Source organism: Bacillus sp. M5A3_1b (genome assembly GCF_053345335.1).
Window position 1 is genome coordinate 351,398 of the sequence record NZ_JBKEZY010000005.1, and the last position, 20,056, is coordinate 371,453.

Annotated in this window: 15 protein-coding genes and 3 other annotated features (1 of these 18 only partly in view); of the genes, 12 read left to right on the forward strand and 3 right to left on the reverse strand. The window is 35.0% G+C overall.

Annotation, left to right across the window (positions count from 1 at the left end; genetic code table 11):
* Positions 1 to 174 (forward strand) — a binding site (T-box leader) (it extends 66 nt beyond the left edge of the window).
* Positions 175 to 228: 54 nt separating this feature from the next.
* Together ileS and ACLBWW_RS16740 are read left to right on the forward strand one after the other, a co-directional pair.
* Positions 229 to 3,330 carry an isoleucine--tRNA ligase gene (gene ileS, locus ACLBWW_RS16735; RefSeq protein WP_098069423.1) on the forward strand — a complete coding sequence of 1,034 codons (3,102 nt, stop codon included), beginning with the start codon at positions 229 to 231 and terminating at the stop codon, positions 3,328 to 3,330.
* Between the two features lie 332 nt (positions 3,331 to 3,662).
* The gene (locus ACLBWW_RS16740; protein WP_098048490.1) at positions 3,663 to 5,174 is read left to right on the forward strand and encodes a M36 family metallopeptidase; all 1,512 of its coding nucleotides are present in this window, start codon (positions 3,663 to 3,665) and stop codon (positions 5,172 to 5,174) included.
* Between the two features lie 103 nt (positions 5,175 to 5,277).
* Here ACLBWW_RS16740 and ACLBWW_RS16745 read toward each other — a convergent pair whose 3' ends face one another.
* Positions 5,278 to 5,760 (reverse strand): hypothetical protein, encoded by a 483-nt coding sequence (locus ACLBWW_RS16745; protein ID WP_048540912.1) that lies wholly within the window; start codon positions 5,758 to 5,760, stop codon positions 5,278 to 5,280.
* 219 nt (positions 5,761 to 5,979) lie between these two features.
* Between ACLBWW_RS16745 and ACLBWW_RS16750 the strand changes: the two genes are divergently transcribed.
* The 9 genes from ACLBWW_RS16750 to ACLBWW_RS16790 all read left to right on the forward strand — a co-directional run bounded on the left by ACLBWW_RS16750 (position 5,980) and on the right by ACLBWW_RS16790 (position 17,746).
* Positions 5,980 to 7,362, forward strand: coding sequence for a UDP-N-acetylmuramoyl-tripeptide--D-alanyl-D-alanine ligase (locus tag ACLBWW_RS16750; protein ID WP_116443125.1), 1,383 nt, complete (start codon positions 5,980 to 5,982; stop codon positions 7,360 to 7,362).
* Positions 7,363 to 7,428: 66 nt separating this feature from the next.
* Positions 7,429 to 7,640, forward strand: a binding site (T-box leader).
* A gap of 108 nt (positions 7,641 to 7,748) precedes the next feature.
* The gene (aspS, locus tag ACLBWW_RS16755) at positions 7,749 to 9,035 is read left to right on the forward strand and encodes an aspartate--tRNA(Asn) ligase (RefSeq protein WP_098076990.1); all 1,287 of its coding nucleotides are present in this window, start codon (positions 7,749 to 7,751) and stop codon (positions 9,033 to 9,035) included.
* Between the two features lie 179 nt (positions 9,036 to 9,214).
* Positions 9,215 to 10,399: a glycerate kinase family protein gene (locus ACLBWW_RS16760; RefSeq protein WP_048540906.1), complete on the forward strand. Its 1,185-nt coding sequence runs from the start codon at positions 9,215 to 9,217 to the stop codon at positions 10,397 to 10,399.
* Positions 10,396 to 11,826: an SLC13 family permease gene (locus ACLBWW_RS16765; protein WP_098131835.1), complete on the forward strand. Its 1,431-nt coding sequence runs from the start codon at positions 10,396 to 10,398 to the stop codon at positions 11,824 to 11,826. The genes ACLBWW_RS16760 and ACLBWW_RS16765 overlap by 4 nt, the downstream gene beginning before the upstream one ends.
* Before the next feature lie 133 nt (positions 11,827 to 11,959).
* A complete protein-coding gene (locus tag ACLBWW_RS16770; protein WP_048540903.1) occupies positions 11,960 to 12,643 on the forward strand; it encodes a response regulator transcription factor in 684 nt (227 codons plus the stop codon).
* 3 nt (positions 12,644 to 12,646) lie between these two features.
* Positions 12,647 to 14,005 carry a sensor histidine kinase gene (locus tag ACLBWW_RS16775; protein WP_048540901.1) on the forward strand — a complete coding sequence of 453 codons (1,359 nt, stop codon included), beginning with the start codon at positions 12,647 to 12,649 and terminating at the stop codon, positions 14,003 to 14,005.
* 18 nt (positions 14,006 to 14,023) lie between these two features.
* The gene (locus tag ACLBWW_RS16780) at positions 14,024 to 14,986 is read left to right on the forward strand and encodes a PepSY domain-containing protein (protein ID WP_098124208.1); all 963 of its coding nucleotides are present in this window, start codon (positions 14,024 to 14,026) and stop codon (positions 14,984 to 14,986) included.
* Positions 14,987 to 15,093: 107 nt separating this feature from the next.
* Positions 15,094 to 15,342 (forward strand) — a binding site (T-box leader).
* Between the two features lie 116 nt (positions 15,343 to 15,458).
* Entirely contained in the window at positions 15,459 to 16,799 is a 1,341-nt protein-coding gene (locus ACLBWW_RS16785) for a sodium-dependent transporter (RefSeq protein WP_098068631.1), read from the forward strand.
* A 41-nt stretch (positions 16,800 to 16,840) separates the two neighbouring features.
* The gene (locus ACLBWW_RS16790) at positions 16,841 to 17,746 is read left to right on the forward strand and encodes an alpha/beta fold hydrolase (RefSeq protein WP_447614134.1); all 906 of its coding nucleotides are present in this window, start codon (positions 16,841 to 16,843) and stop codon (positions 17,744 to 17,746) included.
* A gap of 39 nt (positions 17,747 to 17,785) precedes the next feature.
* Here ACLBWW_RS16790 and ACLBWW_RS16795 read toward each other — a convergent pair whose 3' ends face one another.
* Together ACLBWW_RS16795 and ACLBWW_RS16800 are read right to left on the reverse strand one after the other, a co-directional pair.
* Entirely contained in the window at positions 17,786 to 18,361 is a 576-nt protein-coding gene (locus ACLBWW_RS16795; protein ID WP_098131833.1) for a nucleotidyltransferase family protein, read from the reverse strand.
* A gap of 31 nt (positions 18,362 to 18,392) precedes the next feature.
* The gene (locus tag ACLBWW_RS16800) at positions 18,393 to 19,190 is read right to left on the reverse strand and encodes a lipid II flippase Amj family protein (RefSeq protein WP_098131832.1); all 798 of its coding nucleotides are present in this window, start codon (positions 19,188 to 19,190) and stop codon (positions 18,393 to 18,395) included.
* Between the two features lie 192 nt (positions 19,191 to 19,382).
* Between ACLBWW_RS16800 and ACLBWW_RS16805 the strand changes: the two genes are divergently transcribed.
* A complete protein-coding gene (locus ACLBWW_RS16805; RefSeq protein WP_098131831.1) occupies positions 19,383 to 20,048 on the forward strand; it encodes an HAD family hydrolase in 666 nt (221 codons plus the stop codon).
* The last annotated feature ends 8 nt before the right edge of the window (positions 20,049 to 20,056 follow it).

Sequence of the window (20,056 nt, forward strand, 5' to 3'; positions counted from 1 at the left end):
AGCCGGTGTGCAGACGTTATTTGAAAATCATCTCCGAGGAGCCGAGGCTGAAAATAAGTAAGCCCGGACGGATGTCTACCGTTACAAAGAACACGTATGATAGTACGTTGCTAAGTGCTATTAGCGAAGAGCTAATAGAATTAGGGTGGTAACGCGGTTAAACCCGTCCCTACTTCATAGGGACGGGTTTTTTGTGTGCTTTAAAATATTCAAAAGGAGTGATTGTAGATGAAGAAAGTAGATGTAAAAGAGTCAGCTGTAGGGAGAGAAACACGTATTCGTAAGCAGTGGAACGAGCAAAGTATTTTCGAGCAATCAATTCAGAATCGAGAAGGCGCACAGTCTTTCGTATTTTATGAAGGACCACCAACGGCGAACGGTTTACCACACGTTGGACATGCACTTGGACGGACAATTAAAGATGTAGTAGCGAGATATAAAACGATGGCTGGTTATAAAGTGCTACGAAAAGCGGGATGGGATACACACGGTTTACCTGTAGAATTAGGTGTTGAGAAGCAACTCGGTATTTCTGGTAAACATGAAATTGAAGAGTATGGAATTGAGCCATTTATTCAGAAGTGTAAAGAGAGTGTATTCACATATGAGAAGCAGTGGCGTGAATTCACTGAAAGCATCGGTTATTGGGTAGATATGGATGATCCATACGTTACGCTAGAGAATCCATATATCGAAAGTGTATGGCATATTTTAGGGACGATTCATGAAAAAGGATTATTGTACAAAGGGCATAGAGTCTCACCATACTGCCCAAGTTGTCAAACTTCACTAAGTTCACATGAGGTTGCACAAGGGTATAAAACAGTAAAAGACTTAAGTGCAACAGTTAAGTTTCAAGTAAAAGATAGTGAAAATGAATATTTCCTAGGGTGGACAACGACACCTTGGACACTTCCAGCAAATGTTGCGCTCGCTGTACATCCAAATATGGAATACGTGAAAGCGAAACAAGAAGGTCATGTATACATTGTTGCGAAAGAACGTGTACAAGATGTATTAAAAGAAGACTATGAAGTATTATCTGTTCATAAAGGTGAAGAATTAGTAAACACATCTTATATGCCGCCATTTCCAATGAAAGAAGTTACAAATGGCTATCACGTTATCGCAGCAGATTTTGTCACGGCAGATAGTGGTACAGGAATCGTTCATATCGCTCCAGCATATGGGGAGGACGATTATAGAGTCGTTCAAAGTGAAGGATTGTCATTCTTGCATGTTGTAGATGAGAAAGGTGAGTATACAGAAGCAGTACCATTTTTGAAAGGGAAATTTGTAAAAGATTGTGACGTGGATATTGTTCGTCATTTAGCAAAGGAAGGCTTACTATATCATAAAGAAAAGTATGAACATAGCTACCCACATTGCTGGCGTTGTGATTCACCACTTCTTTATTATGCAGGAGAGAGTTGGTTAATCCGAACAACTGCAATTAAAGATACATTTTTGCGAAATAACGATTCTGTTACTTGGTATCCAGACCATATGAAACATGGACGCTTTGGTAAGTTTTTAGAAAATATGGTGGACTGGAATATTAGCCGAAATAGATATTGGGGAACACCATTAAACGTATGGGAATGTGAAAGTTGCGATCATCAATTCGCACCGAAAAGCATTGCTGATTTAAGAAAGCATAGTACAAAAGAAACACCGGAAGATTTGGAATTGCATAAGCCATATGTAGATGAAGTGCAAGTTTGCTGTGAAAAATGCGGAAGTACAATGAATCGTACACCAGAAGTAATTGATGTTTGGTTTGATAGTGGTTCTATGCCATTTGCGCAATATCATTATCCATTTGAAAATAAAGAGTTATTTGAAGAACAGTTTCCAGCGGATGTTATTGCAGAAGGCATTGATCAAACACGTGGATGGTTTTATAGTTTATTAGCAGTATCAGCACTATATACAGGAAAAGTGCCTTATAAACGAGTGTTATCACTAGGACATGTATTAGACGAAGAAGGACAGAAAATGTCTAAAAGTAAGGGGAATGCACTAGATCCAGTTGATTTAGTAAATCAGTTTGGTGCAGATGCTTTAAGATGGGCGCTACTCGTTGACAGTGCACCGTGGAATGCGAAACGTTTTTCTGAAAGAACAGTACTGGAAGCAAAATCTAAGTTTGTAGATACATTAGTCAATGTGTATAGCTTCTATGTTTTATATGCAAATTTAGATGGGTATAATCCAAAAGAAACGTATGATGTAAAGCGGACGAAATTGGATGAATGGGTATTATCAAGATTGCATAGCACAACGAAAAAAGTGAGAATAGCACTTGATGATTATCAATTTACGAATGCAGCTCGTGAAATCGCGGCGCTTGTAGATGAAGTAAGTAACTGGTACGTAAGACGATCACGTAATCGTTTCTGGGAATCTGGTATGAATGCTGAAAAAGCAGCTGCTTATGAGACACTACATGAAGTACTTGTGACAATTAGTAAGTTAATTGCACCATTTACACCGTTTGTCGCTGAAGATATTCATTTGAATTTAACTGGAAGTAGCGTTCATTTAGAGGATTATCCAGTTGTAAATGAATCACTACTTCAGCCGAAACTAGAAGCGGAAATGGATGCTGTTTTACAAGTTGTTGAACTAGGAAGAAGTAACCGTAATCAACATTCTTTAAAAGTAAAACAGCCGTTAGCGGAACTTGTATTACTAGCGCATAATGAAAATGATATGGATTGGGAATCTTATCGTGATATCGTCATGGATGAGCTAAATGTCAAAGCGTTTCATGTTGAACTCGATGAAACGAAATACACGTCCTATCAATTAAAGTTGAACTTTAAAACAGCTGGGCCGAAGTTTGGTAAAAATGTGAATGCAATAAATGGATGGTTAAAACAATTATCAAAAGAAGAAGTACAACACTTTGTATCTACAGAAAGAGCAGTTTACGAAACTGCACCAGGAGAAGAAGTAGTTGTAACGGCTGAAGATGTAGTAGTAGAGAAAGTTGCGAAATCAGGGTTCTCTAATACGACTAACGGACAATATACAGTTATGTTAGATACGAATGTAACAGAAGAGTTGTTACAAGAAGGAGTGGCGCGTGAATTTATTCGAGCGGTTCAAGAATATCGTAAGCAGTTAAATTTACCGGTTAATTTACGAGTAGATGTTATTCTTGATACAGAGGAAGAGCTACAACGAACATTAACGAACCATAAAGATTTATTGGAAGAAAATTTACTCGTTAAGCAATTTACATTTGATCACTTAACGAATGAAGACGATGAACTATCTTTAGGTGAAGCGAAAGTTCGAATTAAATTAAGCGCGGCTCATTAAAGAAAAAAGGAAGTTGGAATCATTCTAACTTCCTTTTTGTATGATGGAAATTTATCCGGCTAACTTTCTCATAATCCGTTCGATAGGTCCTCTAGTAAATGTCTTTCTTCATAGCACACTAAATAAAATACTGTAGAAATATATTTCTACAGTATTTTTCTCATTTTATACATAAATATTGAGAAAATTTCACTCAACCTAAATGGAAAGGTAATAGAATTGTTTATAGAGAATTACTCGTAGATTCAATTTTTATCCCCCCATTTTGTGGGGAATGATTGCCTAGTGGTAATGGGATAAGGTTGAGCTACTTTATTAGGGGGAGTGGTTCTATGTTTAATAAAAAAATGGTGGCAATGGCAATGACTGTACCGTTAGTAATGGGGACGATTTCTACGGTTTCAGCATTGGAAAAACAGCAGCAAGTAAAGCTAGAAGCTTATTCGCCGCAGAAAAAAGCAACTGAATATTTAAAAGAAAATGCTGCGCAGTATGGATTAAAAACAGACCTTTCAGACTTGCAATATATTTCTACAACAGAAACGTCAGTAGCTTCATATGTTAGGTTCCAGCAAGTTGTTAATGGTGCACCTGTATTTTCAAAACAAATTACAGTTACTCTTAACGGAGAGGGAAAGGGCATACTTGCTGTTTCTGATTATCAATCCGTCAAAGGTGTGAAGGAAGTAACGACAAAAATTAGTGAAAAAGATGCAATACAAAAATCAATGGCGTATGTTGGAGAAGCAAGTGAGCAAAACTTATGGGCTCCTACAGAGAAAGAATTCGGATATATTGTGGAAGAGGGAATTGCTCGTCCAGTATATAAAGTGGTAGTCCATTCTAATAATCCATTTGGTGCATGGGAAACATTTATTGATGCGGAAAATGGGAAGTTAATTAAAAAGGTTGATATAAACCGAAAAGCTGAAGGGACAGGAAAAGTATTTTTACCTAACCCAGTCGTATCTAGCGGTAGTAAAGTAGGCTTAAAAGATAATAACGATGCAGATTCAACAGCGTTAACGAATCAATTGAAGACTGTTACGTTAAAAGGTTTAGATGGGACAGGATTTTTAATTGGAGAGTATGTGACGATTTCTTCAAAAGCAAAAACAAAATCTACAAATTTACAATTTAACTATACACGTGCAAATGATAGCTTTGAAGATGTTATGTCGTATTATCATATCGATACATTACAGCGTTACATTCAAGGGTTAGGATTTAAAAATATTAATAATCGCTCTATTAAAGTGAATGTGAATGGAACGACGGCGGATAACTCATTTTATTCTCCGACAACGAAAGCTTTAACTTTTGGTACTGGCGGAGTAGATGATGCAGAAGATGCTGGTATTATTGCACATGAATACGGGCATTCCATTCAAGATAACCAAGTGCCTGGCTTTGGTAGTTCTGCAGAAGGCGGAGCGATGGGAGAAGGATTTGGTGACTTCTTAGGTGCTACGTATGAAGATGCAGTATCGACAACAGGCTACGGAAAAGCATGTGTTGGAGAATGGGATGCGACTGCTTATTCTAGTTCAGATCCGACGTGCTTGCGCCGACTAGATACGAATAAAGTGTATCCGAAAGATGTTACAAATGAGGTACATGATGATGGGGAAATTTGGGCACAAGGTCAATATGAGATGGCACAAGCTTTTGGACGTGATGTAGCAACGAAAATTATTTTACAATCACACTGGTCATTAACACCAAACTCTAAATTCAGTGATGGAGCAAAAGCGATTAAGCAAGCGGATGCTCTTTTATATGGCGGACAACATGCTGCTGATATCGATCGTATTTGGGCAGCAAGAGGAATTAGTACGAATTAATATAAAAAGTCGTGGCGTTTATAAGCCACGACTTTTTAATTTGCTTAAGCACTGGTACTAGTAAAGTAAGCTATAGGAATGCTAATGTAAATTCATCCGTATTCTAGTTGTTTTTATCGTCTTTAAAAACAAAATGCTCTTTAAATTTTCTAGACTCAACTTTTTGACCGTTTCTCATGGAGCGGAAAGGGTGTTCTTGCCAAGTAATGATTACATCAACTTCATCTGCTTTTGTGGCAACTGGAAAATTAGTATGTTCAAATCCAGTTTTTCCACTTGCTAAGCGACTTTCCTTTCGTGAGAAAAGTTCATATTTCGTTTTCGTTTTTGGCTCGTTGCGGAATACTTCGACTTGTACGTTATATACTTCACTGTTACCAACATTTTTTACTGAAAATTGATATGTTTTAAATTCATCCTCTTTAGCTTGAAGCATATTTTTATCTATGTTCTTCGGTTCATCAATATTCACTTTCCATTGATCAGAGTTTTGGGAGATTGGTAAAGATTTTGGTGAATAGGCGTATGTTTCATTCACTGCAATTAGGCATAACAAAAGAAGAAAGAAACTAATCGCTTTTTTCATATAAACACCTCGCTATAAAATTTTTATCCCGCTATTTGCCGGGCAGTAAGACCCTCCACCTCAAAATTCAGGGAAAGCAAAGAAGTTAGGTGGGGGGGCGGGCTTACCGTAAAAGCCCGATTGGTGAGGGCTGATAATCAGTGGGGAGGAACAAAATCCCCACTGATTAAAGTTTCACTTTATCAATATGCGTAAATGAAACGGAAATTATGTAATAAAATGGAAAAAGGTGATAATTTGATTCAAATGAATTTGAAAAAACTTGAAGAGGTAGTAGGCGGTGAAGGGTTACAAGAATCATTTCATCACATAGAGATACATGGTGTCTGCATAGATTCCAAAAGCATTAAAGAAGGAAGTGTATTTGTTCCAATCATTAGGGTGAAAGATGGACATGATTATGTAAAAGAGGCATTCGATAATGGAGCTGTCGCTTCCTTATGGAAAAAGTCTTACAGCACTCCGCCAAAAGGGATGCCAATTATATTTGTAGATGATACTTTATTTGCTTTGCAACAATTGGCACAATTTTATCGGAAAGAGCTAAATGTAAAAGTAATTGGAATTACAGGTAGTAATGGCAAGACAACGGTAAAAGATATAATAAGCACGATTGTAAGTACAACTCATCGTGTGCATAAAACAAAGGGAAACTTTAATAGTCAAATCGGTTTACCATTAACTATTTTAGAAATGAAACGAGATACAGAGTTTTTAATTCTTGAAATGGGGATGAGTGAAAAAGGACAAATTCGAAACTTATCAATAATAGCACAGCCAGATGTAGTGATCATTACAATGATTGGTCATTCTCACTTAGAGACGCTTGGATCAAAAGAAGAAATTGCGAAGGCTAAATTAGAAATTATTGATGGATTAAAAGATGAAGGATTATGTTTGTATAATGGTGATGAGCCATTGCTGTTGAAAAATAAGAATTTATCGAGTATAACTTGTAAGGCATTTGGTGAAAAGTATACAAATGATTTGTTTCCAACAAACGTGCAATTAGATGAATATGGTGTTCATTTTAAATTAAATGATTCAAAAATACAGTACGATGTTCCCTTGCATGGAAAACATAATATTTTAAATGCGATTGTCGGAATCGCCGTAGGTCAATTTTATAATGTCCCCACAGAAAAAATACAGAAAGCATTGCGACAAGTAAATATTACTCATATGCGCTTTCAATTTTTAACTGCTAAAACAGGTTTTACAATTATTAACGATGCATGGAATGCCAGTCCCTCTTCAATGAAGGCCGCAATTGAAACGTTACAGACATTAAATGCCTATAAGAAAAAAATGATAGTAATTGGGGATATGTTGGAGTTAGGGAAGAATGCTGAAACATATCATAGAGAAATTGGTAAAATGTTAAATCAAGAGAGCATTCAATATGTATTCACTTATGGAGAGTTAGCTGAAATTGTAGCGGAAGAAGCGAGAAAGAAATACGATATAGGAAAAGTACAGTCATTTAATAGTAAAGCTAAGATAGCAGAGGAAGTATCAAAAGTTATAACGAAAAAGGATATCATATTATTGAAAGGCTCACGTGGAATGGCTTTAGAGGAGATTGTACAAAATTGGATATGAAAGATCAAAATATATTTAAAAAGGCTTGCATTTTATAAAACAAAGAGATAGAATACTCTGTAAATATAAAAAGTGAGGATCAGGAAAAGTACATGATGCAAAGGTCTACAGAGAGCAATCGGTTGCTGAGAAGATTGCGATACCGCATGATGGAAAGACACCTGTGAGTGTTGCTTTGAACGTGATAATTAGTAAAAGCAAACGGTACCTACCGTTATCTGGGCTAAGATGGTCATTATGACAATTTGGGTGGTACCGCGGAACAATCCGTCCCTATTTATAGGGGCGGATTTTTGTATTCTTTGAAAGGAGGTGAGTGACCGTGGATGATGACGATGACAACAACAATAACGTAAATAAATATAAAATTACTGGAGGGAAATGTAATGAAGCGTTCACTCACAAAAGAATGTACGGAGCAAGGCGGAAAGGTTGTATTACTTCAAGGATGGGTAAAAAAAATTCGTCATCTAGGTAATATTAGTTTTTTATTAATAAGGGATCGATCAGGAGTTATGCAATGTGTACTAGAAAATGAGTTAGCTGGATATAAGGTAGATGTGGAAAGTGTCGTTCAAGTAGTAGGTCAGATAGTAGAGACTTCGAAAACAGAATTAGGAGTTGAAGTGCTCGCTCACGACGTGAAAATATTAAATCGCGCAGAACCACTTCCGTTTGAAATAAATAAAAAGAAATTGCAAGTTGGCTTAGATCAACTACTGAATGAGCGGGTATTATCATTAAGACATGAGAGAACTGCGGCGATATTTAAAGTGAAATCTACACTTGTTCAGAGCTTTAGTGAATTTCTTATAGAGAACGATTTCACACGTATATTTACTCCGAAAATTGTTTCACAAGGGGCAGAAGGAGGAGCGAATGTTTTTAAGCTTCCATACTTTCAAAAAGAAGCTTATTTAGCACAATCGCCACAGTTTTATAAACAGATGATGGTAGCTGGAGGGTTAGAACGTGTTTTTGAAGTTGCACCTGTTTACAGAGCGGAACATCATAATTCTTCCCGTCATTTGAATGAATATATATCGTTAGACGTAGAACTTGGATTTATTCATGATTTTTATGAAGTGATGCAATTAGAAACGGATGTTTTACGATATATGTTTCAACAAGTAGCAAAAAACTGTGAAAAAGAACTACAACTATTACAAATAGAAGTACCTGTTATTACAGAAATACCTAAAATTACATTGTTACAAGCGCAAGAAATTTTGAAAAATAAATACCGGAAAGAATCGCCAATTGGGGATTTAGATACAGAAGGTGAAAAGCTACTAGGGAAATATGTGAAGGAAACATATAGGAGTGAGTTTGTTTTCATTACACATTATCCGAAAGAAGCTAGGCCGATGTATACGATGCCAAATAAAGAGAATCCATCTATTACTGATTCGTTCGACTTACTATATAAAGGATTAGAAATAACTTCAGGGGCGCAGCGAATTCATGATTACGAAATGTTACTAACTTCTTTTGAAGAAAAAGGATTACATCCAGATACGTTTCAATCTTATTTAAATACATTCCGATATGGTTGTCCCTCGCACGGTGGCTTTGGAATTGGATTAGAGAGAGTTGTATACAAACTATTAGAATTAACAAATGTACGAGAGGCGAGTGCTTTTCCAAGGGACTGTACAAGACTTATCCCTTAATAATAGGGGAAGGAAATGTATCCGTTGTGCTATTTTATAGTACAACGGATTTTTTAGTTCATAAAACTCAGCACTTTCTCACCAAATTTTAATGTAAGCTTAATTGTGCTCTCTTTTTTCACCTTTAGTATAAGCCTTAGAAACGAAAGAGATATACAAGGTGAAGGGAGAAATATTACATGCGTATTTTAGTTGTACCATCAGGATTTAAAGAAAGTTTAGGGGCGAAGGAAGCTGCTGATGTAATGAAAGAGGGGATTTTAAAGGTCATGCCACTTGCTACTGTAGAGACTTTACCGATGGTTGATGGTGGGGAAGGTTTTACAGAGGCAATTATAAATATTACTGGTGGAAAAATGTATAACGTACAAGTAACGGGACCTGTTGGAGACGAGATACAATCTTATTTTGGTATTTTTGAAACGAGAAATGGTGAGCGTACAGCTGTTATTGAAATGGCAGCGGCGGCTGGGCTACGCCTTGTACCGAGAGATTTACGGGATCCTAGAAAAACGACGACTCATGGTGTTGGACAGTTAATAGAATTAGCTTTAAATAAAGGTGTAAATCGTATATTAATAGGGTGTGGTGATTCAGGTACGTCTGACGGAGGTGCTGGTATGGCTGAAGCGTTAGGTGTAAAGTTTACAAATGAAGATGGAAAAGAAATACAAATTCAAGGTGGAACCTCTTTATTACAAGTTTCAAAAATAGATACGTCACAAGTAGATGCTAGATTAAGGCATGTTCAAATCGATGTTGCTTGTAATTGGTTTAATCAATTATGCGGTGAACAGGGAGTCGCGCGAGTGTTTGGTCCGCAAAAAGGTGCTAACGAAGCCCAAGTAATAGAACTGGAAAAAGCACTGGAGCGCTATGCTTCTGTTATAAAAAAAGATATAGGTATAGATGTACATCATACGCCAGGAAGTGGTGCATCTGGTGGGCTTGGTGCTGGATTACAAGCTTTAATTGGTGCAACGCTTCATCCGAGATACGATATTATTATGAAGTATATGGATTTAAATAAACTATTGTTAGCGTGTGATCTTGTATTTACTGCGGAAGGAAGTATAGATTTTCAAACACCACGTGGAAAAATTCCAGCTGAGGTGGCTAAATGTGCAAAAAAATATGGATTACCAGTAATCGCATTAGTAGGGACAGTCGGTAAAGGTGCACGTATTAATTACGATTATGGAATTGATGCATATACAAGTATATTACCAATGCCATCTTCATTAGAAAATGCATTTTCTAATGCGGAGAAATGGCTTCGTGATTGTACAGAGAGTACGATGCGTACAGTTTTAGTCGGTTATCAAATCGCTTCTCGGTTGAATAACAGTGGGTACGTATCATGATTGAAAAAAATATAGTGGAATTACATGTGAACAGTACTGATCATCCGAAAACTAAGCCATCTTGGGTTTTGCCCGTAGCACTTATAGTAATGGTAGAAATAGTTCTTTTGCTTCCATCGTCATTAACGATGGAAGCAAAATGGAGTTTTTTTGGATTTTGCTGTGCAATTATATTATGGACAACAACAACGATAAATTCGGCCTATATCGCACTAGGGTCGGTCTTATTTCTAATTATTTCAGGCACAGCAAAGCAAGATCTTTTATTCGATTCGTTAGCTTCAGATGTTATTTGGCTTATGATCGGTTCCTTTATTTTAGGAAGGGCACTTCAAGTTACCGGTTTAGCTGAGAAAATGACGTGCTTTGTTGTAAATCGTGCTCGGAATATAGCCGGTTTGTGCGGGATTTTGACAATGATTATTCAAATACTCGCTTTCTTTATTCCATCAACATCTGGACGCGCAGCGGTTGTATTACCTGTTTTTCAAGCTATATCAAAAGAAATTGGGAGTAGAAGAATTACGAAAGCATTAGCAATTTTAATGCCTACTGTTATTTTAGTTTCAACAAGTTCTACAATTATTGGTGCAGGTTCCCATTTAATTGCCCTAGATATGTTAAAGGAATTTAATAATAAGGATATTACATTTGTAGAGTGGTTAATATGGGGATTTCCATTTGGATTCATAATGAGCTTTATAAGTTGTCGTGTAATATTATTTTTATTTTTAGACAAAGAGGAAGTAAAAACAAAACTGAAACAGAAAAAAGTGGAGTTTGAACTATCGCGAAATGAAAAGTATACAATCAGTATTTTAATAGCGATGGTAGCTTTTTGGTTAACAGAGTCGTTTCACGGTTTGGAAATTGCAACTGTAACGATAATCGGAGTGTTTTTATTAACTTTGCCAAAACTGGGCGTGATGCAGTGGAAAGAAAGTTTAAAAGGTGTCTCATGGAACTTAATTTTATTTGTTGGAGCAGCAATTGCATTAGGGAAATCTTTAATGGAGAGTGGTGCAGCGCAATGGATTATGCAGAAGTTATTTTTAGTAACAGAACTAATTAATAAGCAATCCATTTTCATTGTGTTACTCGTAATTGTTATTCTTTCAGTCACATCACATTTATATATTACATCTCACACAACGAGAGCGGTAATTTTTATTCCGCCATTATTATATTTGGCAAGTAGTTTACAGCTTAATGAAGTAGCTGTACTATTTTTAGGGATTGTTGGCATGAATTATTGTTTAACCTTTCCAGTCAGTTCTAAAGCATTACTTTTATTTCAAGAAAGTGATAGAGAAACTTTTCAGCCACAAGATTTATTAAAGTTAAGTAGCTACTTAAGTGTTATGTATATGTTTGTAATGGTTGTATTTTACTATGCATATTGGCAGTGGGTTGGATTGTCTCTCTAAAAATCAGGAATATAATTCATTCCTGATTTTTTCATTAAGTCGAAAAGAATATTGGGTATTATTTCTTTTGGTGGAAAGTATTACTTGTTATACTGAAATGGTATGAAAAGATTATATAATGTGGGAGGCTTTTATGGGAGAAAGGATTTTAATTGTTGAGGATGAAGAAAAAATTGCGCGTGTCGTGCAGTTAGAATTAGAGTTTGAAGGATATGAAAGTGAGATTGCTAAAACAGGAACAGAGGCAATGGAAAAGTTTCAAGCTAGTAAATGGGATTTAATTTTACTTGATGTAATGCTTCCAAATATAAGTGGGTTAGAAGTACTTCGAAGGATACGTTTAAAAAATGCTGTAATACCTATTATTTTATTAACTGCTCGTGACTCAGTTGTTGATAAAGTAAGTGGCTTAGATCAAGGGGCAAGTGATTATATTACAAAGCCATTTCAAATAGAAGAGCTTTTAGCGAGAATTCGTGCATGTTTAAGAATTTCAAACGTAAGAAAAGAAGAGGAAAATAGTAGTTATCAAATTGCAGATTTATATTTAGACGAGAAAACACGAGAAGTGAAAAGAGGGAATCATTTAGTGGAATTAACACCACGTGAGTTTGATTTATTACTATTTTTAATGAAGCATGAAAATCAAGTGTTAAATCGAGAACAGATCGTAACGAATGTTTGGGGATTTGATTATTATGGTGATACAAATGTTGTCGATGTGTATATTCGATATTTACGTAAAAAAGTAGATTGTAATGTGGACGTACCACTTATTCACACTGTTAGAGGTGTTGGGTATGTCTTAAAGGTGTAGTATATGAAAATTAAAAATAAAATATATTTATTCTCTACAGTATGGTTACTACTTATTTTGTTACTTATTAATAGTTCTATATACTTTTTGTTTTATAAAGTTACAACGAACGGAGAGTTAGAACGATTAAAACGTGAGGCAGTACATATTATAGAAGGAATGAATGCGGAATCAGCAAAAGAAATAGACGCAGTAAATCTACTACAACCATACTTACCTTCAAACGGTATGATTAGAGTTATTAATGAAAATTCAAAGGTAATGATTAGACAAGAAGTGGATAGTACAAAACCAATCCCAGCAGTAAATACGAAATTTGAAAGAAAAGAATCGGCGGGAATTTATGAGAAGAATGGAGGGAAATTCGCTTGCATAAAAATACCAATTATTTGGAATGATGGGAAAATCGTTTCGTTAGAAATGACAGAACGTTTAGATAGTTTGCAAGAGAATTTAAATATGTTAAAAAATGTATTAGTTATTGCATCACTTTTCGTTTTAATTCCGTCTTTTTTTGCGGGGAGAATGTTAAGTAAACTCATTTTAAAACCTGTAAACTCTTTAATACAAACAATGGAGCATATACAAGATAGAGGGATATTCAAAAAAATACCACTTGAGAAAAAATCAAAAGATGAATTGCATAAAATGGGGACAACATTTAATAAAATGATAGATTTATTACATCAGAACTTTGAAAAGCAGCAGCAGTTCGTTTCAGATGCTTCACATGAATTGAGAACACCGTTAACAGTTATTGAAAGTTATGCAAAATTATTAAAAAGATGGGGAATGAAAAAACAAGATGTTTTAGAGGAATCTGTAGAAGCGATATACTCCGAGGCAGTAAGAATGAAAGGCATGACAAATCAAATGTTACTGCTTGCCAACAGTAGTGCAGAGTGGAAGTTGGAAACGAAAGAATTAGATTTAGTTTGGTTATGTAAGATGACTGCGGAACAATTAGAAAAAACATATAATCGGGACTTTCGTGTTATTACAGAGGAAGAAAAGATTGTTGTAAATATTGATGAACAAAAAATAAAACAAGTATTAGTAGTATTATTGGATAACGCAATGAAATACAGTAAAGATTCAATCGATTTGATAGTAGGAATACAAAAGGAAAGAGTCTTTTTTTCTATTCAAGATTACGGTATGGGAATTCCTAAGGAGGATATACAGAAAGTGTTTGATCGCTTTTTTCGAGTTGATAAAGCGAGGAGTAGGGAAACAGGAGGAACAGGTCTAGGATTGTCGATTGCGAAACAAATTATTGATGCTCATGAAGGAAATATACAACTGGAAAGTGAAGAGGGAGAATGGACGAAAGTTACCGTATATTTGCCTCGTTTTTTATAAAGAGATAGGAGCTTGAAAATGAAAAAGAAATGGAAGGTTGCATTGTTACTTTGTTTTGTACTTGTAAGTGTAGCTTTTGTATCACAACGTATTGTTTCTAAGCAAGGAGAAAACATATTATCCGAGAGACAAATTCAGAATATTGCGTCTGAACAATATCCTGGAAAAATAAAAAATATGAAATTAGTAAACAAAGGGGAACAAGATGTATATAAGGTAAATCTTTCAAATGAAAAAGGCACATATGAGATAATAGTAGATGCTCAAAGTGGTAACATAAAACGTGCAAAAGAAATATCATTAAAGAGTAATACAATAACGAAAGAGAAAGCGGAAGAAATGGCACTTCAGAAAGTACAGGGGATCATTAAACAAACTATATTAGAAAAAAGAAAGGGGATAGAAGTATTTTTAATAACGGTAGAAACAAATGCTACTCAAAGTACAATAGTTGAGATCGAAAAAACTACCGGGAAAATTCAATTATTACAGAAACAAACGACAAAAGTTACAGAGCAGCAAGCGAAAGAGATTGCAGTGCAGCAAGTACAAGGGAATGTGAAAGGGATAAGACTAGAGAAGAAGAACGAAAAAAATGTATATGTAATAGAGATAGAGAAAAGTGCAAATGAGAATGTAATGGTAGAAATTGAAGAAGCGACGGGTGCTTTTATTGGTACTTCACAAATACAAAAAGTCGTTACAGAAGAGCAGGCGAAAGAAGTTGCGTTACAAAAAGTACCAGGCGGTTTTATCGAGAAGGTAAGTGTAGTCAATATAAATGGTACGTCTACCTACCAAATTATAATAAAAAAACAAACAGAAACGGTTGATGTAAGAGTACATACAATAACAGGTGAAGTCATGTCTACTACTGCGGTAAATAATGCTATTCAGAACAAGGAGTCATCTCAACAACAAGATGACGATGATCAAGAAGGAAGTACTGATGATCACGGTGATGATGATGACGAAGGATAATGAAAAATAAAAGAGGTTTCTCATCAAATTTTAATATAGCCCTTGACAGTTATAAATATAACCTATATACTTCATATTAATTTCAAAAGAAAATATATTCTAAATATTTAAATGTGTTGAATAGGAGTAGTAAGGTCGTATATTTGTACAGAGAGCTATGGGTTGGTGTGACATAGTCAAATGACATCCTGAACTCGCCTAGGAGCAGTAAGGTGGAACGGAATCGCATTCTTAGTAAATCTTAACGGTTAACCTTCGATATTAGGTTTGTAATCAAACGATTACTACTAAGGTGGATTCATAATGGAATCAATAAGGGTGGTACCGCGTTAAGTAAATGGCTTAGCGTCTCTTTATATAGAGACGCTAGGCCATTTTTTTATTTTATGGAAATAGAAAGGGAGGGTTTATTCAGATTGGTTTATAAAATTAAATTATTTATATAAAAAGATATTATTAGGAGGAAAATAAGATGAAACAGACGGAGCAATGGACTTCGAAATTAGGTTTTATAATGGCTGCAGCAGGATCAGCAATTGGACTAGGCGCAATATGGAAGTTTCCTTATATCGCTGGGAAGAGTGGGGGAGGAGCATTCTTTTTAATCTTTATTTTATTTACTGTATTAATTGGACTACCACTACTTATAGCTGAATTTATGATTGGACGCAGTACGCAGAAACAAGCAGTTGGCGCATTTAAAAGTATCGCACCTAATACAGGATGGCACTGGATTGGACGCCTTGGCGTTGGAACATGTTTTATACTACTTTCGTTTTATAGTGTTGTAGGTGGATGGGTGTTAATTTATTTATTCAGAGGAGTAACGGGACAACTTATTACTCCGGGACAAAATTATGGAGCATTATTTACTGAAACAATTGGAAATCCCGCTTGGGCGATTATGGGACATTTCGCTTTTATGTTTATTACGATTTGGGTTGTATCAAAGGGGGTACAAAATGGAATTGAAAAAGCAAGTAAATATATGTTGCCAGCATTGTTCGTTTTATTTGTTGCTCTTATTATGCGTTCATTAACACTTGACAATGCAATACAAGGTGTGAAATTTTTCTTACAACCAGACTTCTCAAAGATTACTTCAGAAAGTATTTTGTTCGCGATGGGACAATCATTTTTTGCGATTAGTATTGGGATTTCGATTATGGTAACGTATAGTTCCTATTTAAATAAAAAAGAAAGTTTACCAAAATCAGCAATAACAATTGTTGGATTGAATTTATTTGTTTCATTATTTGCGGGTCTTGCTATTTTTCCAGCCGTATTTTCATTAGGAATGGAACCAACAGAAGGGCCTGGATTACTATTTATCGTATTACCATCTGTATTTAGTCAAATTCCATTCGGTGGATTTTTCTTAACAGTATTTCTTGCACTCTTTACATTTGCGACATTAACATCGGCATTTTCTCTACTAGAGACAGTTGTGTCAGCATTAGCAAATGGTGAACAAGAAAAGAGAACGAAATTATCATGGATGATCGGTTTCGGCATTTTCTTAGTAGGTATACCATCAGCGTTATCATTTGGAGTATGGAGTGATATTACGATTTTCGGAAAGAATATTTTTGATGCAGTAGACTTCTTATCTAGTAATATATTAATGCCACTTGGAGCACTATTCATTAGTATTTTCGTTTCATTCAAAATGGAAAAGAAGGTGCTAGAAGCAGAGTTTTTTGTAGGTGGAAATTATGGGAAGAAAGTATTTATTTGTTGGGCTTTCTTACTTCGATTTGTAGCACCGCTCGCAATCATCATCGTCTTTTTAAATGTAATAGGGATTATTTAAGGTGAAATATTATAATATTCAGTAAAAAGGTGGCGGTTTTTATGGCGGATTTAATAGAAGCAGGGAAATACATGAACATTAGAGGGAAAAAGCTATACGTTGAAACGCATGGAAATCCTAAAAATAAACCGGTCTTATACTTGCATGGTGGGCCAGGAGAAAGTTGCTATGATTTTTCATTTCATCAAGCGGAACGTTTAAAAGATTCTTTATATGTAATTATGATAGATCAAAGAGGTGTTTGTCGCTCAGAAGAAATTACTGAGGACGAAGCTTTTGGATTAAATGATTTGATTGAAGACTGTGAGGAACTAAAAAAAGTATTACAAATTGAGAAGTGGTCTGTAATTGGACATTCTTTCGGTGGATATGTAGCATTGTTATATGCGTCGATATATCCAAGTTCAATAGAGAAAATAATATTTGAGGGGCCAACTTTCGATTTTGCATTAACAAGTAGAGCCTTGTTACAAAAGACAGGGAATCTATTAAAAAAATATGGAAAAGAAGAAGTAGCAGAAGAGTCCTTTGCTTATTCATCTAGCAATGCTACTTCAGAAGAGTTGTTAGAAGCGTATATAAGACTAAGTGATGAACTAGAAGAAAAAAGAATGGAGATTTACAATTATAAGGAAGATGTGACAGAAGAGAGTTTATATAGTGATGAAGAGTGGGAAGTATTTTCAAATCGCTCCAAAATTCATTTTGATAGATTAAAATTAGAAGGAGCATTTCATACTTCCTTATTACGAAAAATAAAAGATGTACAAAATCCAATGTTATTAATTGTAGGAAAATACGATGCAGTAACGTGTGAAAAACAAATTGATACGTTTAATAAAGATGCTCAAAATGGAGAGTATATTGTATTCGAAGAGAGTAGTCATACACCATATTATGAGGAAGCAGATCGTTTTGCGGAAATAGTCATCCAGTTTTTGGAATAAAATAGAAAGGGAGCTTCGTATAATGCGAAGCCCCCTTTCTTACATTTTGGGATAGGTGATTGTAATATTAGACCATTTGTTTTGCCAATTCTTTTTAGTAACTCTAGCGTTGTACATATGTAATCGTTCTTTTGTTTCAAGAAAATGATCTGTTGGTCTCACTTGTAAGGAAAGAACATCTTCAATACCGCATGGAGCCGTTAATATGACGTTGTTTAATTCATCAAGTGTAACTCCTAAAGCGGTTGCTGTTTCAGGAAATTTAGAAATAGCATCAACAGAAGAAGAATACGGTGGCATATTATTCACTACATGCATACGAGCTTGATTTTTTACCGACCAAGGGATCGTAGCATCAATATTCTTTAATTTCGTTTCTAATGATTGTTCGTATATCTCATCTTTATGTAGACTATCATAATAAATCACATCAACATCAGGCATAGCTGTTTTAGCTTCATAGTTATGTAAAGTATCCCAAATTTTAGAGCGAACAAATCCGGCGCAAATCCACCAATCTGGTAGCTCTAGTGATTTTGCTAATTGTAATACGTTCATCATCCATTCGTCGTTTTCTATTAAGCGAATTATATCTTGCTCTGTTTGTATAGTCATTTGTTATCCCACCTACTATTTTTATAGAGGACTAATTCATCAGTTTAATAATCCATGTGATCCAGTAAGCACCTGGTATGAATAATAGTTGTGCTAATAATGTACCGAAAAGTCTAGAAATCATTAGCCAACCATACATTTTACTCATTGCTTCAGCACCTTCTTTTGATTGAAGGGCTCGCTCTGTTAAAAGAGCGATACGTGGATCTAGTAGCACTGTTAATAAAATAGTAGCAAAACCATTAATAAGTCCAGAAGCTGTACTAGCCTTTGTCGCATATGTTGGAAGTAAAAAAGAAGCGTATAGGGCTGAAAGAACACCAGCTGTATAAATTGCAGTGGCAAACATATTAATAAGCATAATACGTTTTGGAATACCGCCGATACGCAGTCTATGAATCATTTCTAATTTTGGAAAGCGTACATATTTTTTTGTGTACTTTAATTTTTGAATGTTATTTGTTTTCATCATTCGAATGAAAGAACCATCTGTTTCAAAGTTTTGAATGACATATCCAAATAGTTTGGTTAAAGTTGGATACAGTATAATCGCAAGTAATGTACCAAAAGAAGCCGATAATAATACAAGACGTATGATATGCTCTAAATCAATAGAAGCATCTTGTTTAGCTTCGTCAACAATGCCGCCGAGTAAAAAGGCTTGTAGTAAGTTTGACGTTCTTGAAATGAGTAATACAATTCCTACAACGGATAATGCAACAGCAATTTTCTTTAAACGCACACCAGCTAATCGAATGCTATAAGAGCTTGTTTCAACCGCGTGAATAACAATTGTGAAAGCCATTATAACAATTAACGTAATTGACATTAGATTCACCAGTTTCTATTAAAATAATTGTAACTTTTTTACTTTATCATATGTATTACACTTTGTAACTGAAAGTATATGACATAGAAGAAATAATTTTTCGAAAAGATAAATAATGATAGTATAGTAAAAGATGGGCATGAAAAAGTCTTCCATATAATATGGAAAGTAAAAAGGAGCGGGGGATTAAATTTGTATACAACATTTCTATTTGATCTAGATGGGACATTGACTGATCCGAAAGAAGGAATTATTAATTCAGTACTGTATGCATTAAAAAAGGTTGGAATTGAAGAATTACATAAAAGAGAGTTAGATTCATTTATTGGACCGCCGATTCAGCAATCATTCATAGAGAGATATAATATGGGGGAAGGAGAAGTTGAACGAGCGGTTTTTTATTTTCGTGAGTATTTAAAGCAGAGTGGATTGTTTGAAAACAATGTATATGAAGGTATTCCGGATCTTTTACAACAATTAAAAAGTTCGGGCAATCGTTTATTAATAGCAACTTCAAAACCTACTGTATTTGCAAAACAAGTACTAGATCATTTTCAATTAACGGATTATTTTGAAGGTATCATTGGAAGTAATTTAGATGGTACAAGAATAACGAAAGAAGAGATCATTGCTCATATTTTACAAACAAATGAAGAATTTAGTAAAGAAGACATTGTTATGATTGGAGATAGAAAGCACGATATAATCGGTGCGAATCATAATGAGATTGCTTCAATTGGTGTTTTATACGGTTATGGTAGTAAAACAGAATTGACTGAAGTTGGTGCGACTCATATAGTAAATGATGTAAAAGAACTACATCATTTTTGTGTAGACAGTAGTTTGATAAAGAAGTAAATATAGAG

What these genes read in the sequence shown, in the direction of transcription:
- ileS (WP_098069423.1), top strand. Translation starts at nt 229, where the DNA reads ATGAAGAAAGTAGATGTAAAAGAGTCAGCTGTAGGGAGAGAAACACGT.
- ACLBWW_RS16740 (WP_098048490.1), top strand. Translation starts at nt 3,663, where the DNA reads ATGTTTAATAAAAAAATGGTGGCAATGGCAATGACTGTACCGTTAGTA.
- ACLBWW_RS16745 (WP_048540912.1), bottom strand. Translation starts at nt 5,760, where the DNA reads ATGAAAAAAGCGATTAGTTTCTTTCTTCTTTTGTTATGCCTAATTGCA.
- ACLBWW_RS16750 (WP_116443125.1), top strand. Translation starts at nt 5,980, where the DNA reads ATGGAAAAAGGTGATAATTTGATTCAAATGAATTTGAAAAAACTTGAA.
- aspS (WP_098076990.1), top strand. Translation starts at nt 7,749, where the DNA reads ATGAAGCGTTCACTCACAAAAGAATGTACGGAGCAAGGCGGAAAGGTT.
- ACLBWW_RS16760 (WP_048540906.1), top strand. Translation starts at nt 9,215, where the DNA reads ATGCGTATTTTAGTTGTACCATCAGGATTTAAAGAAAGTTTAGGGGCG.
- ACLBWW_RS16765 (WP_098131835.1), top strand. Translation starts at nt 10,396, where the DNA reads ATGATTGAAAAAAATATAGTGGAATTACATGTGAACAGTACTGATCAT.
- ACLBWW_RS16770 (WP_048540903.1), top strand. Translation starts at nt 11,960, where the DNA reads ATGGGAGAAAGGATTTTAATTGTTGAGGATGAAGAAAAAATTGCGCGT.
- ACLBWW_RS16775 (WP_048540901.1), top strand. Translation starts at nt 12,647, where the DNA reads ATGAAAATTAAAAATAAAATATATTTATTCTCTACAGTATGGTTACTA.
- ACLBWW_RS16780 (WP_098124208.1), top strand. Translation starts at nt 14,024, where the DNA reads ATGAAAAAGAAATGGAAGGTTGCATTGTTACTTTGTTTTGTACTTGTA.
- ACLBWW_RS16785 (WP_098068631.1), top strand. Translation starts at nt 15,459, where the DNA reads ATGAAACAGACGGAGCAATGGACTTCGAAATTAGGTTTTATAATGGCT.
- ACLBWW_RS16790 (WP_447614134.1), top strand. Translation starts at nt 16,841, where the DNA reads ATGGCGGATTTAATAGAAGCAGGGAAATACATGAACATTAGAGGGAAA.
- ACLBWW_RS16795 (WP_098131833.1), bottom strand. Translation starts at nt 18,361, where the DNA reads ATGACTATACAAACAGAGCAAGATATAATTCGCTTAATAGAAAACGAC.
- ACLBWW_RS16800 (WP_098131832.1), bottom strand. Translation starts at nt 19,190, where the DNA reads ATGTCAATTACGTTAATTGTTATAATGGCTTTCACAATTGTTATTCAC.